The organism is Lachnoanaerobaculum umeaense (assembly GCF_003589745.1).
GTDB lineage: Bacteria > Bacillota > Clostridia > Lachnospirales > Lachnospiraceae > Lachnoanaerobaculum > Lachnoanaerobaculum umeaense.
In genome coordinates this window covers 1,977,661-1,991,177 of the sequence record NZ_CP032364.1, presented here as the reverse complement: position 1 = coordinate 1,991,177, position 13,517 = coordinate 1,977,661, and the positions used below count along the sequence as shown (strand labels likewise).

The window sequence follows — 13,517 nt, the reverse complement described above, 5'->3', positions numbered from 1 at the left end:
TGACAAAGTATTGTGTACAACATAGAATATAACCATAGATAACTTGTGAAGGATAAACACTGGGTTCCTGAAGTGGAGTAGGCTTAAAGCTTAGAATTCCTATGTGCCTGGGGTTATCTTTTTTTATGCTTTAAAATCGTACAAACAATATTTGAGTCATTCTTTATAGCTTCTATAACAAACTCCACTAATTGACTAGAGTATCTTCTGGTAGATACGAATTGAAAGCAGTACCTTTCATCATCTTGCAAGTTGTAGAAATCCATAATTAGCTTCAGTGCATAGTCATTGAAGACATTATCACCTTTAAAAGATACATAATCAAACTTTATATTTTTGACATTAATTTGCTTATTAACTAAGGAAATAACATTCTTTCTTGATAACGTATATTTATCTTTTGGATCTTGCAGTTTGGTGATGATTTTAGCCGGCATATCAGAGCTTGAATCTACAGAGTATGTAAAATCAGCTTTTGTCTTATCCTTTATCTGAACAAATTCATGCCTGATTGGTATGAATAAATCAGCCGATTGATTAGTACTCTGTAAAAAGTCCAACTCACTTTTGTTTGCAATAAAACGATCAGCCATTTCAGCAGAATACTTTCCCCTAATTTCATTGTTGGTTAGAACATCTAGCGAAATAGAAAGCGTCAAGAAATTTGGAGACACGTGCTCTGACATATCTATTTTATGAAACCTTTTTATTTGCTCACAGAAATTTATAACACAAGCCTGAAAAAATGGGGCATATATAGTTTCATAGTCCTCGGTTATAAAATGAGTACTTGTATCTCTTAAGTCAATAATAGTCTCAAGATTAACCCTGAGAGGTTGTTTTTTGTCTGTATAAACTCTTTGCAATGCGTCTCGTAAAGAAAGGGTTCTATTAGGTGAGTCAGTGAAATATATACTTTCACCTCTGTTCAACAATTCCGCTTTTAACATCAGTTCCCAAGCATTGCAAATAAAGAAGCTAAAACCCTCAATTCTATATCGAATAGTCGGTTTATTATAAATCTCCAGTCCTAAAATAAATGCCTCAATACTTTTATCAACAAGTCTACTTTTAATATCTTCCAATTTCACACTCTCCTATAAATTTAAAACTTCCCTCTAAGCTCTACAGCATTGTGTATGTTTCAGTTGCTCAGTTATCCGGGTGGTTTTTTATTATCTTGTTTAAAAACTTGTTTTAAAATATCTTAAAACGAGGTTTAGTCAAGTTTAAAACAAGAACCAGTGTTATTGCAAATTTAAAACTTTCGCCATTGATTCTTTCAACTTTGCTATATCATCAGAATCTAGGTCATACTGTTTATCGCCATAGACTCTAAACTTTGAGACTTCTCTTATTTTATCAACCATGATGAAAGCCTTGTCATTAGTTGGATTTTGTTGGTATTTGAGGCAATTAATAGTGATTCCGTTCCTATACTTCTTACCAGGCTTTTTGCTTGTGATAGGCGCCACTAAAAATGTTTTACACTCTTTGCGTATATTTGTCAGAACTACAGCGTAATGGTTGCCAGATAGTTCTCCTCCAGTGTTGTTTTTAAAGTTAATTAGATAAATGCCATATACATCATATTTCATGGAAAACTCCTGAATAAAAAAATTAGGTATGCCATAAATGACATACCTGCTCATACCTTAACAAATAAGGTTCTTTTCTCCTTTAAAAGGCCGTGTCCTTAACGAATAAGGCTTTTGGTATATTCATAATACCATAAAGCAGGTAAAAATCAATATTAAAATCAAAAAGTTCACAAATAATTCATAACTTTATATCCATCAATTCCTTGGGATATACAACTTGATATTGATCGCAGTCAGGAATTAACAATTCTGCTGCAAACATATTAGCTTCACGCTCTACCCACGAAGTAAGTAGTAGAGTGTGATTTTTTATAAATGCACATTCCTTGGTTCTATGCAAAAAAGCATGTCCTAATTCGTGTGCGACTACCACTCTAAACATATCTGTATCCATCAGATCCTCATTGATAAATATCCACCTCTTGCGTTTTATCAATTTATAAAATCCGGATAGTTCATTTAATTGGCAAATTACGACTCCTATTCCGGCAAACTTTGCAATCCGGATCGGATCACGACTGCCAGTCATTCTCTCATAATATGCAATGATTGTTCTTATTTTCTTGCGTGTTTTTTCGGTATTCAATTCTATCACCCTTTATTCTTGTTCGGATTATATTTTACCTTATTTTCCTTCTTTGTTTCTGTAAGTGCATATTCTAAAGCATTGCGAAGAAGTGCCTTTGAAGTTTCACTAAGCTCTTGCCCGTTGTACATCAAAGGGCTATCAGTTCCGCTCTCAAGTTGCTCCATCATCTCATCAAGGCTTTTTGCAATGTCTTTGCGATCGGAAGCTGTTAGAGTATCATTTGTGGCATTTACATTATCTCCTAGTAACTCTGATATAGGAACATCTAAATATTTTGAAATTAGAGCCAGCCTATCAGAAGGAAAGGTTCCCTTTCTTAATTGGTTTATGTACCCATTAGAAAATCCTAAATCCTTTTCTAGCCTTGATATGGGTATTTTTCTATTTTTACATATTCTCTTTACTTTATCTACTGTTGACATAGTTACTCCTAATATTTTTAGAGAAAACCCTAAAAAAGTTGTTGACAAATTAGAGATTACTCTATATACTAGGCTTATGACTTAGAGAAAAGCCATATAAAATGTAATCTCATAAAGTACTGACATACATATATTAGATTATTCTCTATTATTAGTCAATAGATATTATGATTTTTCTCTAAGAATTTTATAAAAGGAAAGGATTTGCATGATTTTAGAGAAAATACAAAAACTCTGCGAGGCGAAAGGAATAGCAATTGCAAAGCTTGAGAAAGAAGCAAAGATAGGAAACGGCACTATATCCAGATGGGATAACAGCTCCCCGACAGTAGCAAACTTGAAAAAAGTAGCCGACTATTTTGGGGTAACGATTGAAGAGCTTTTAGGAGAAAAAGAAGCGGTTTAAAAAGGGGGTGAAAATGGAACTTACAGATGAACTTTTAAGCTACTGGGAGCGACTTGCGGAGGAGAATAACAATTATAGGTTGTCGCTCCACATAGAAACCCTAAAAGAAATTAGGGAAATAAAGGCTTTACTTAAAGAACAAACTGACAACAGAAATAATACCGCACAGGGAACTGATAATAGTAAACACTAAAATAGCTATGTTGTATTTATGCTGCTTTTGGTTAGTTTCTTCAAGGTATTCGATTATTTTTATGGATTCATCGAGAGCTGAATACATTATGTCGTCTTTCATCTCTTGATTCCAAGATTCAAAAAATCGATCGTCCATTAAAACCTCCTTTCTTTAACCTCAGGCTTGGCAGAGCCTGTGAGGACAGTTTAAAGGTGGTTAGGAGCAAAGTAAATATATAAAGAGAATTTTAGGAGGTGATTTTATAAGTGAATTAAAAATATCCTTGGCGGCGGCAAGAGTGAATGCAGAGCTTAGCCAAAGGGAAGTAGCTATGAAATTAAAAGTAGGACAGCAAACAATCCTGAATTGGGAAAAAGGCAAAGTAGCAATACCGGCATTTCAACTTGAAAAATTATCTGAGATTTACAAAATGCCGATCGAGAACATAAGAATTAAAAAGAGCTGCACAGATTAGGAGGTGATTTTATTGAATAGATTAAAGATTTTTAAAAACAGCGAGTTTGGAGAAATCCGAACGGTGGAAATTGATAGTGAACCTTGGTTCGTGGGTAAAGATGTGGCGGAGGTACTGGGATACAGTAATCCAAGAAAAGCGATAGGCGACCACATAGATGATGAGGATAAGGGGGTAACGAAATGTGACACCCTTGGAGGAAGTCAAGAGCTGACTGTCATCAACGAAAGCGGACTATATTCCCTTATCTTATCAAGTAAGCTACAAAACGCAAAGGCGTTTAAAAGATGGGTTACATCAGAAGTTCTTCCATCTATCCGCAAGCACGGCTTATACGCTAAAGAAGAACTACTGGATAATCCGGATATAGCCATAGCAGCTTTCAAGGCACTAAAAGAAGAGAGGGAAGCAAGGAAAGCTTTAGAGGCTGAAAATGAAAGAATGCAACCTTTAGCCTTGTTTGCTAAATCGGTATCCGCAAGTGATACATCAATACTTATCGGAGACCTTGCAAAGCTTTTAAAGCAGAATGGCTATGATACAGGGCAAAAGAGGTTGTTTGAGGAACTAAGACAGAGAAGCTTCTTGATGAAATCAGGAAGCAGCAAGAACTTACCTACACAAAAGGCTATGGAATTAGGCCTGTTTGAGGTAAAGGAAAGCACGATAAATAATCCTGACGGAAGCGTGAGGGTAACAAAGACCACAAAGGTAACAGGAAAAGGACAAGTGTATTTTGTAAATCTTTTCTTAGGGAAGCAGGTAGAAGAAAAGGTTAGTTAGGAGGGAAGATGATAACGAATCCAATAAAGATAGAAATAGTAACAAGCCATATCTCTGACATAGAGAGAATAGTGGAAGCAGTTAGAAAGTTAAGAAAGTCCAACCCTGATGAAACGTTGGAGGTTACTATCAGGGTTGAAAATTTTGGAAATGTCAAAAATGTAGTTCACCCTTGGTTAGATGGTGAAACTAATACTGAGGATTTCGCAGAAAAAATCAGTCATCAAATACGACAAATTTTTCTAGTGAATTGATAATCATTTCTTTTGTGATTTCAGCAGACATAAGGATTGACGCAACAATTAGGTTCTCGGTTGATATCTTATTATCACCGCCAGCATGTTTACTAAGAAATTCTTTAACATACTGAGGATCCGAAAATTTAGAAATTGCATTTGTATATCCGTCTTCAATAATTTTGTTGAAATCATTTTTAGTCATACTCATATCCCTCCTTTCGTTTACTCAGCTACGGCAATAGCCTGTAAGGATAGTTTAGGAGAGATTAGAGGGAAAGTAAATAGGAGGATACATAAACATGGGTGAAAAAGAAAGTAGCAAGGAAACCTTAGAAAAGATACTGCTTGGATACATTGAGCGTTTAACTAAAGAAGGAACAGCCGAACAAGTTTCAATAGTGGCACATGAGTTGGTAGAACTTATAAATTACGAAGATACAGGATTAGACAAATTTTCGGATAGAGAGCTGATTAGAGAACTTAAGCAGAGAAAAGGTGTCAGAGATATTGAATTTATACCTTAAGGAGGTAGATATGGAGTTTCCGAAACAAATTATGAAAATGTCAGAACTGAAGACAATGGGATTTCCTATACCTTTGCTTATGGAAGCTTATAGAGATCCGAAGCAGAATTTCGCCACTAAGATAGACCCATCAAAGCCGAATTCAACTATCATATTCGACACGGTTGGTTTTGATAAGTGGATAGCAAAGAGGATAAAGTTACAGACTGCAGAATTTGCAAGTCAGAGAAGAAGGCCTGCAAGGGGAGCAGGGTGGAAGATGGTGAGAGAGGTAGGATAAATGAAAAAGGATTTAAAAGAGGTTTTAGACAACAATTTCGCAAATATGGACCTGAGGGGATGGAACTTTAAAGGGCAAAACCTGACAGGAGCAAACTTTGCAGGTGCGGACCTTGAGGGAGCTTGCTTTATAGATACAGTTCTTGTTAGTGCAAATTTCGAGGGCGCAAATTTAAAGAATACAGATTTCTCATGCGCCAATGCGTGGAGTGCTAACTTTAATGAGACAAACTGCAAAGATGCATTGTTCTTGTCTGCTAATTTGACAGAAGCAAGCTTTGAGGGTGCCGATCTGGACAGTGCGTCATTCGCTTTGGCAAATCTGACTGAGGCAAATCTTCAGGATACAAACATTATTACAGCTGAGTTTGATAATACCATAGGTATTTATCCCGTATGCCCGACGGAGGGAGAGTTTACAGGATGGACGATAGGAGAGGACTTTAAGGGCAATGACTGCTTAGTAGAAGTATCTATTCCTACATGGGCTCAGAGAAGCTCAGGAACAACAAGAAAATGTAGAGCAGAAATGCTTTTTATTGAATCTATAGAAAGATTGAAAGATGGCTATGATCCGATTGAGGTTACTTTAAAAAACAGAAATTACATCTTAACTGAGAATGATGTTGTACGAGATAACGACTATGAAGTAGACAGGTTCAAGGCAAGCTCTACAGACCTTTACTTTTGGATATCAAAAGAGGAGGCACTGGCACATGCGAGGAAAAAGATATGATAGTACATCACAATAATACAATTATACACATAGTTGACGGTCCTAAGCCCGCACTAAGGTATAAAGAGATCCACGAGGCCATACAGCCGGGCGACGGGTTTATGATGAAGTGTGAGCTTTTTATAAAAGAAAACGCCGTGCCTACTGATGTAATCTGTGAGGTTACTGTTAAAAAGAAATACCACAATTGGTGCGAATTAAAGGTTATAGAGGAAAAAGAAGAAGTCGTTTACAGCAAGAAAAAGAAGAGAGCTATCAGGATAAAAAGGATTGAGAGAACTATGTCGGCTACAATTGGTCAGATACTTACGGATAGTACATCAGGAGTGATATTAAGTAGCCCTGCATTAAGTAAAATGTTAGAGACTAAAACACTAAAGGAATTATTAGAAGATAAGGAACTGGGAAGAAAGCTTCTCAGTAAAGGAGGATTTAAATGTCTAGTTTAAAAGAAAATAGCGTAGTTGTGCCGGATGTGTGGACAGGTAGAAAAATAGAGCGAAATATAGATGCCCTTGAGGTTAAGCACGGCAAGCAAGTGAAGATTTTAAGAAAAAGAATTGACGAGCTTGAAGATTCTATAGATGGTATAGAAAGAGCTTTTTGGGCGGGTTTTATAGGGGTAGTAGCACTTAATTTAGCAGTAGTTGCAATGTTTGTTTTTTAAATATAAGGAGAAACTAGAAATGATTAATTTAACTTTTGAAACTTTTGACGAGATGGTAGTTTTTGCAAAGCAGATACTCGGCAATCAGACAGCCGTAGGGGCGTCAGTATCCGCGCATACGGATATTAAGCCTAGTATGCCCGTTATTCCTGAGGCTCCTGCAATACAGCAACCACAGGCACCCGTTACACCACAGGCACCTACCCAAATGCCTACCTACTCTATTGATCAGATAGCTGTTGGTGCAATTCAGCTTAAAGATGCGGGAAGACTGGGGGAGTTCCAACAACTTTTAGCAAGATTTGGGGTAGCGGCACTTACTCAGTTACAGCCGGCGCAACTTCCTGAGATTGCAGCAGAGTTGCAAAAGATGGGGGTAAAACTTTAATGTCAAAGCATGCAGTATTAAGTGCATCGGGGGCACACAGGTGGTTAGAGTGCACCCCAAGTGCAAGGCTTGAAGAAAATTTTGAAGATAGACCGTCGGAAAGTGCAAAAGAAGGTACTCTGGCACACGCAATAGCAGAGGCTAAAGTAAGAAATATGCTTATAGATCCGTTACCAAAAAGGTCTTTTAATAAGATACTTAAAGATTTTACAAACAATAGTATGTACCAAAAAGAGATGGACGCTCTTACAGACGAATACGCAGAGTATATAAGAGGTATCGTGCTTTCATACGCACAAAAGCCTTATATCGCTGTAGAAGTAAAGCTTAACTTATCCGCACATATCCCTGAAGGCTTTGGCACGGCAGATTGCATTATAATATCGGGTAACGATTTACACATAGTGGATCTAAAGTATGGGAAGAATGTTGCAGTCAGTGCAGAAGATAATCCACAGTTAAAACTGTATGCACTTGGCGCTGTTGGGGAATATGAGCTATTTTACAATATTCAGACTGTGCATATGCATATCTTTCAGCCTAGAAACAAAGATGGCGGTGGAACATTTACAACAAGTGTACAGGAGCTAAAGGCTTGGGGAGAAAGCATAAGACCGACAATAGAAATGGCGTACATAGGTGCAGGAGAACAAAAAGAAGGATCTTGGTGTGGTTTTTGCAAAGCTAAACCAATATGCCAGAAACACGCTGAAAAATGCAGAGAGTTAGCAAAGCTTGATTTTAAAAAGCCAGAACTCTTATCTCATGAAGAAATCGGGCAGATATTACAGACGGCAAAAGATGTCGCAAGTTGGGCAAAAGCCTTAGAAGAGTACGCACTGTCGGAAGTATTAAAAGGCAATGATATATCCGGATGGAAGGCCGTAGAGGGAAGAAAAACAAGGGCTTGGACTGATATGGATACAGCCTTTAAAAAGCTTACAGATAGTGGCATAAGTGAAGAAATTTTGTGGATAAAGAGCCCATTGACTCTTGCCCAAGTTGAAAAAGAGATAGGTAAGAAAGAATTTAGCGCCCTTGTAGGCGATATGGTAACAACAAGTACAGGTAAGCCAACATTGGTACCTGATAGTGATAAAAGAGAATCAATTAAATTAAAAGCAGCAGATGAATTCAAGGAGGAATCAACAAATGAGTAAAGTAATAACAGGAAAAGTAAGATTTAGTTATGTGGCACTTTTAAACCCAAGAAACGACAAAAACGGAAACAGTAAATATAGTGTAACAGCACTGTTGCCAAAGTCTGATATACAGACAAAGCAGGCTATTGATGCAGCCATAGCACAGGCTATAGAAGAGGGCAGAAACGGAAAATGGAACGGGGTAGTTCCTCCGGTAGTACCTACACCGATTCATGACGGGGACGGAGTGAAAGACAGCGGAGAGCCTTACGGTGATGAGTGCAAAGGATGCTGGGTGTTTACAGCGTCAACAAATGCAGACCCGACAAGACCTAGACCTGAGATAGTAGGTCCTGACTTACAACCAATAATGAGTGCAACAGAAGTTTATTCAGGGATGTACGGCAGACTTTCAGTGAACTTTGCTCCATACTTTAGTGCAGGAAAAAGAGGAATCGGTTGCTACTTAAACAATGTACAAAAGCTTGAAGATGGTGCACCTTTAGGAGGCTCTAAGGCGTCAGCTTCTGAAGATTTTGGAGGCGCACAGCAACCTGCACAGCCACAGTACGGACAGCAACCTGCACAGCCACAAATTGACCCTATAACAGGGCAACCCATAGTACAGGGCGAAGTTATGGGCCTATGATTAGGCTGTCGATAGACTTGGAAACCTATAGCAGTGTAGATATTAAAAAAGCAGGAGCGTACGCGTATGTACGCTCTCCTGATTTTGAAATAATGCTTGCAGCGTATAGCTTAGATGGAGGGCCCGTACAGATCCTTGATTTTACAGAGTCTGATTTTAAAGCCGGTATGGACTTACTTTATAGTCTGTTACTCTCGCAAGACATAGAAAAATGTGCATACAATGCGACCTTTGAGTGGCTTTGTTTATCAAAATATTACGGGCACGAACTGCCATTAGATGGTTGGGCTTGTACAATGCACCACGGATTATATTTAGGCTATCCCGGCGGATTGGCGACCATAGGAGAGGCTATAGGCTTACCGCAGGATAAAAGAAAAATGGGAGTAGGCTTAAGCCTTATACGCAAGTTCTGTGTACCGCATAAGCCAACAAAAACGGATCCGAGGGTAAGAATACTTCCGCAGCACGAACCTGAAAAATGGCAACTGTTTAGAGAGTATTGCAAGCAGGATGTAGTGACTGAAATGTCTATAAAAAACATTTTAGATAAATACCCGGTACCGACCGACGAGATGGATCTATGGCGGCTGGATTTGACAATAAACAATACTGGTGTGGCTGTGGATGAAAAACTTATTGAAGGGGCTTTATATTGTTCTCAGGCTATTACAGAGAGCCTTATGGAAGAGGCTAAAGAGATTACAGGGCTAAGCAACCCTAAGTCGGTTCAGCAGTTATCTAAATGGCTTGAGGAAGAGACAGGCGAAGAGGTGGACAATCTCAGAAAAGAAACGGTTTCGGGTATGATAAAAGACCTTAACAATGATACCGCTGTAAGAATGTTGGAAATAAGGCAAGAACTATCAAAGACATCTGTAAAGAAGTATGACGCAATGAAAAATGCTCTTTGTGATGACGGAAGAATAAGGGGGCTTTTGCAGTTTTACGGTGGTAACAGAACAGGTAGATGGGCAGGCAGACTTGTACAAGTGCAAAACCTGCCAAGAAATCATATGGATATGATAGAGCTTGCAAGAGATCTAGTTAAGGCTAAGGACTTAGACGGTATAAAAATGATATTCGGGAATGTTCCTGATACTTTATCACAGCTTATAAGAACTACTTTTATTCCTGCACAGGGCAATAAATTTATTGTTGCAGACTTCTCTGCTATAGAGGCAAGAGTGATTGCTTGGCTATCAGGAGAGGGATGGAGGCAAGAAGTATTTGCCACGCACGGCAAGATTTATGAAGCTTCCGCTTCTGCTATGTTTGGAGTGCCTATAGACAGGATTAAAAAAGGTAATCCGGAATATGAACTTAGACAAAAAGGAAAGATTGCGGAACTTGCTCTTGGGTACCAAGGCCACGTAGGAGCCCTAAAGGCTATGGGCGCCGACAAGATGGGGCTTAGTGATGATGAGCTTTTTGACATTGTTGCAAGGTGGAGAGGTTCAAACAAAAGAATAGTTGAACTTTGGTATAGGTGTGAGAATGCAGTTCTTACAGCAGTTCGTACAGGTATGGCACAGAATGTAAACGGTTGCACTTTCAGAAAAACGGATAATTTTATGATAATTACACTGCCTTCGGGCAGAGAGTTATTTTATATAAACCCTACACTTAAGATCAATGAAAAGGGTAAAGACCAGATGTTTTACATGGGTGTGGAACAGGGCACTAAGAAATGGAGCGAAATAGGCACCTACGGCGGAAAGATAGTCGAGAATATCGTACAGGCGATAGCAAGAGACTGTTTAGCGTTAAGTATGAAAAAGACTGCAGCAAAGGGATTTAAGGTGGTAATGCATATACATGATGAAATGGTCATTGACAGCCCTAAAGACAGAGAACTCAAAGAGCTTACGGATATAATGGCTGAACCTGTGCCGTGGGCGCAAGGGTTAATACTACGTGGCGACGGTTTCGAATCAATGTTTTATAAGAAGGACTAAATTATGACGGATAAAAAGCTGACTATTTCCATTGCTGCCAGTCGTTTCTCTACCAAGTGGCAGAGACAGACAATATGGTGGTCGGAATTTATAAAAAAATTAGAGACCCCGGTAAGGTCGCCTGAGACTCTGGAACACTTTTTAAGCCTTCCTAAATCAAAGCAGGATGAACTTAAAGACGTAGGCGGTTATGTGGGTGGTGCTCTCATAAACGGTCGTAGAGGGGCAAGAAGTGTAGAGAGTAGGGATTTAGTTACGCTTGACCTCGATAATATCCCAAGCGGAATGACGGAAGAGGTTTTAAAGAAAATATCCCTGCTTGGCTGTGCTCTTTTAGTGCATAGTACAAGGAAGCACGAACTTGCAAGACCGAGACTCAGAGTAATTATTCCACTTGCAAACACTGTAACAGCTGAAGAGTATGAGCCGATAGCAAGAAAAGTTGCGGAGCTTATAGGAATAGAATGGGCAGACCCGACAACATTCCAAGCTTCAAGACTTATGTACAACTCAAGCTGTAGCAGTGATAGTGTATATGTTTTTAAAGTTCTTGACGGGGGATTCTTAGATCCTAGAGGTGTGCTTGCTATATACAACGACTGGCATAATCATTTAGAATGGCCGCTTGTGCCGAATGAGGCTCAAAAGTATACGCATTTAGCCGACAAGCAACAGGATCCCAGAGAGAAGAGCGGAATAATAGGTGCTTTTTGTAGAACTTATGACATTTACAGGGCTATGGACGAACTTATTCCGGGGGCTTACTTAAGTACAGAACATGAGGACAGATATACCTACTCAGGAGGTTCAACCGCAGGAGGTGCAATCGTATACAACGGGCTGTGGCTATATTCGCATCATGCTACAGACCCTGCAAGCGGAAGACTGTGCAATGCTTGGGACCTTGTAAGACTTCATAAGTTCAGTGACTTGGATGCGGATACAAAGCCGGATACACCGACAAATAAATTACCTTCTTATATGGCAATGGCAGAGCTTGTAAGGGGCATTAAAGAGGTATCTGTACTTTTAACTAAAGAGAGATACGAAGAGGCAAGCGGAGAGTTTAAAACCGACATAACAGATGATAATAGCGACTGGATGTCAGGGCTTAAAATCAATGGCAACGGAGCGGTGGAAAAGACAATAGGCAATATAAGCCTGATACTCGATAACGATCCGTTACTAAAAGATAAAATAGCTCTTGATGAATTCGCATGCAGAGGCGTCGCACTGGGAGCGCTTCCTTGGAATAGTGAAGAAGAAAAAAGACAGTGGAATGATACAGATGACGCAGGCCTTAGATGGTACCTTGAGAGCGTATACGGAATCACGGGCAAGGATAAGATATACGACGCAACCGCTTTGTGCGCTCACAAGCATGCTTTTAATAGCGTTAGAGACTACTTAACTGGGCTTAGCTGGGATGGTATACAAAGGCTTGAGAATCTATTTATAGATTATTTCGGGGCTGAAAACAGCCTATACATAAAGGCAGTAGCAAAGAAATCTTTTGTCGCAGCAGTAACAAGAGTGATGCAGCCGGGGGCTAAGTTTGACAATATGGTTATTATATCCGGGGCACAGGGCATAGGTAAAAGTACATTCTTTGCGATACTGGGCGGCGATTGGTTTTCCGACAGCCTTATGACTTTTGAGGGTAAAGAAGCGGCAGAGCTTATTCAGGGTAGATGGATTGTAGAGGTTGGGGAACTTAGTGGTATGTCCAAATCAGAGACTAATACGGTAAAGCAGTTTCTTTCAAAGACTGACGACATATACAGAGAAGCGTATGGAAGAAGAACAGCGCAGTTTCCAAGAAAGTGCGTATTCTTTGGAACTACAAACGATAGTGAGTACCTAAGAGACCCGACGGGGAGCCGTAGGTTTTGGCCAGTAGATGCGGACCCACTTAAAACCACGAAATCTGTTTTTAATGACCTTCCAAAAGAAAAAGACCAGATATGGGCGGAGGCGTACTTTTACTGGCAGTTAGGTGAGAAATTACACCTACCAAAAGATATAGAAGCTATGGCAAGACTTGTACAAGAAGAGCATAGAGAGGTTTCTATTAAGACAGGAATGGTAAGGGAGTTCGTAGAGAAAGAAGTACCGGAAGGATGGAACACATACAGCCTGGAGCAAAGAAGAGCTTACTGGACATTTGAGTACAAAACATACAAGGGCAATACTGTAAAAAGGGATAGGATATGTGCAGCGGAGATCTGGACAGAGTGTTTTGGCAAAGACGCAAGCACGGCAAGAAGGCAGGATACTATAGAAATAAATGGGATTCTAAGTAGTCTAAAGGGATTTAAATACAGTAACAAGGTTATGAAATTCGGGTGCCACGGAGACCAAAGAGGGTACAAAAATACCGAATTTTAGGGGCAACATTCGGGGGCAACATTAGGGCCTAAGGGCAACATTCTAAAATTTCACAGGGGCAACATTGACGTTTAGAATGTTGCCCTAATGTTGCCC

Annotated in this window: 20 protein-coding genes; 15 read left to right on the top strand and 5 right to left on the bottom strand. The window is 39.4% G+C overall.

Translation table 11 applies throughout. The features are described 5' to 3' along the window. Positions 1–113: 113 nt before the first annotated feature. The 4 genes from D4A81_RS09135 to D4A81_RS09120 form a co-directional block, all read right to left on the bottom strand. Positions 114–1,091, bottom strand: a complete 978-nt coding sequence (locus D4A81_RS09135) for a DUF3644 domain-containing protein (protein WP_111524561.1) — start codon at positions 1,089–1,091, stop codon at positions 114–116. Positions 1,092–1,247: 156 nt separating this feature from the next. Beyond that, positions 1,248–1,598, bottom strand: coding sequence for a type II toxin-antitoxin system PemK/MazF family toxin (locus D4A81_RS09130; protein ID WP_111524562.1), 351 nt, complete (start codon positions 1,596–1,598; stop codon positions 1,248–1,250). A 181-nt stretch (positions 1,599–1,779) separates the two neighbouring features. After that, positions 1,780–2,187 (bottom strand): ImmA/IrrE family metallo-endopeptidase, encoded by a 408-nt coding sequence (locus D4A81_RS09125; RefSeq protein WP_146246994.1) that lies wholly within the window; start codon positions 2,185–2,187, stop codon positions 1,780–1,782. A 5-nt stretch (positions 2,188–2,192) separates the two neighbouring features. Further along, positions 2,193–2,612: a helix-turn-helix domain-containing protein gene (locus tag D4A81_RS09120; RefSeq protein ID WP_111524564.1), complete on the bottom strand. Its 420-nt coding sequence runs from the start codon at positions 2,610–2,612 to the stop codon at positions 2,193–2,195. Between the two features lie 208 nt (positions 2,613–2,820). On the opposite strand from D4A81_RS09120, the gene D4A81_RS09115 reads away from it, so the two are divergent. From D4A81_RS09115 to D4A81_RS09095, 5 genes are all read left to right on the top strand, one after another. Beyond that, a complete protein-coding gene (locus tag D4A81_RS09115; RefSeq protein ID WP_111524565.1) occupies positions 2,821–3,018 on the top strand; it encodes a helix-turn-helix domain-containing protein in 198 nt (65 codons plus the stop codon). Positions 3,019–3,031: 13 nt separating this feature from the next. Beyond that, positions 3,032–3,211 (top strand): hypothetical protein, encoded by a 180-nt coding sequence (locus tag D4A81_RS13180; RefSeq protein WP_111524566.1) that lies wholly within the window; start codon positions 3,032–3,034, stop codon positions 3,209–3,211. Positions 3,212–3,491: 280 nt separating this feature from the next. Continuing rightward, on the top strand, positions 3,492–3,668 hold the full coding sequence (locus tag D4A81_RS09105; RefSeq protein ID WP_243111772.1) for a helix-turn-helix transcriptional regulator: 177 nt from the start codon (positions 3,492–3,494) through the stop codon (positions 3,666–3,668). Between the two features lie 3 nt (positions 3,669–3,671). Beyond that, entirely contained in the window at positions 3,672–4,451 is a 780-nt protein-coding gene (locus D4A81_RS09100; protein WP_111524568.1) for a phage antirepressor KilAC domain-containing protein, read from the top strand. An 8-nt stretch (positions 4,452–4,459) separates the two neighbouring features. Next, positions 4,460–4,705 carry a hypothetical protein gene (locus tag D4A81_RS09095; RefSeq protein WP_111524569.1) on the top strand — a complete coding sequence of 82 codons (246 nt, stop codon included), beginning with the start codon at positions 4,460–4,462 and terminating at the stop codon, positions 4,703–4,705. Here D4A81_RS09095 and D4A81_RS09090 read toward each other — a convergent pair. Beyond that, entirely contained in the window at positions 4,668–4,892 is a 225-nt protein-coding gene (locus tag D4A81_RS09090) for a hypothetical protein (protein WP_119808291.1), read from the bottom strand. The genes D4A81_RS09095 and D4A81_RS09090 overlap by 38 nt on opposite strands. A gap of 97 nt (positions 4,893–4,989) precedes the next feature. Here D4A81_RS09090 and D4A81_RS09085 point away from each other — a divergent pair, with 97 nt between their 5' ends. From D4A81_RS09085 to D4A81_RS09040, 10 genes are all read left to right on the top strand, one after another. Then, positions 4,990–5,214, top strand: coding sequence for a triacylglycerol lipase (locus tag D4A81_RS09085; protein WP_111524571.1), 225 nt, complete (start codon positions 4,990–4,992; stop codon positions 5,212–5,214). A gap of 10 nt (positions 5,215–5,224) precedes the next feature. Continuing rightward, positions 5,225–5,494, top strand: coding sequence for a hypothetical protein (locus D4A81_RS09080; protein ID WP_111524572.1), 270 nt, complete (start codon positions 5,225–5,227; stop codon positions 5,492–5,494). Continuing rightward, positions 5,495–6,229 (top strand): pentapeptide repeat-containing protein, encoded by a 735-nt coding sequence (locus D4A81_RS09075; protein WP_111524573.1) that lies wholly within the window; start codon positions 5,495–5,497, stop codon positions 6,227–6,229. It begins immediately after the preceding gene. A gap of 101 nt (positions 6,230–6,330) precedes the next feature. Next, entirely contained in the window at positions 6,331–6,678 is a 348-nt protein-coding gene (locus D4A81_RS09070; protein ID WP_162902572.1) for a hypothetical protein, read from the top strand. Then, positions 6,666–6,896 (top strand): hypothetical protein, encoded by a 231-nt coding sequence (locus tag D4A81_RS09065; protein WP_111524575.1) that lies wholly within the window; start codon positions 6,666–6,668, stop codon positions 6,894–6,896. The genes D4A81_RS09070 and D4A81_RS09065 overlap by 13 nt, the downstream gene beginning before the upstream one ends. Before the next feature lie 19 nt (positions 6,897–6,915). Beyond that, entirely contained in the window at positions 6,916–7,284 is a 369-nt protein-coding gene (locus D4A81_RS09060; protein WP_111524576.1) for a hypothetical protein, read from the top strand. Continuing rightward, positions 7,284–8,444: a DUF2800 domain-containing protein gene (locus tag D4A81_RS09055; protein WP_111524577.1), complete on the top strand. Its 1,161-nt coding sequence runs from the start codon at positions 7,284–7,286 to the stop codon at positions 8,442–8,444. The genes D4A81_RS09060 and D4A81_RS09055 overlap by 1 nt, the downstream gene beginning before the upstream one ends. Then, positions 8,437–9,075 carry a DUF2815 family protein gene (locus D4A81_RS09050; protein WP_111524578.1) on the top strand — a complete coding sequence of 213 codons (639 nt, stop codon included), beginning with the start codon at positions 8,437–8,439 and terminating at the stop codon, positions 9,073–9,075. Before D4A81_RS09055 ends, D4A81_RS09050 begins: the two co-directional genes overlap by 8 nt. Continuing rightward, entirely contained in the window at positions 9,072–11,033 is a 1,962-nt protein-coding gene (locus D4A81_RS09045; RefSeq protein WP_111524579.1) for a DNA polymerase, read from the top strand. Before D4A81_RS09050 ends, D4A81_RS09045 begins: the two co-directional genes overlap by 4 nt. 3 nt (positions 11,034–11,036) lie before the next feature. Beyond that, positions 11,037–13,421, top strand: coding sequence for a virulence-associated E family protein (locus D4A81_RS09040; RefSeq protein WP_111524580.1), 2,385 nt, complete (start codon positions 11,037–11,039; stop codon positions 13,419–13,421). The last annotated feature ends 96 nt before the right edge of the window (positions 13,422–13,517 follow it).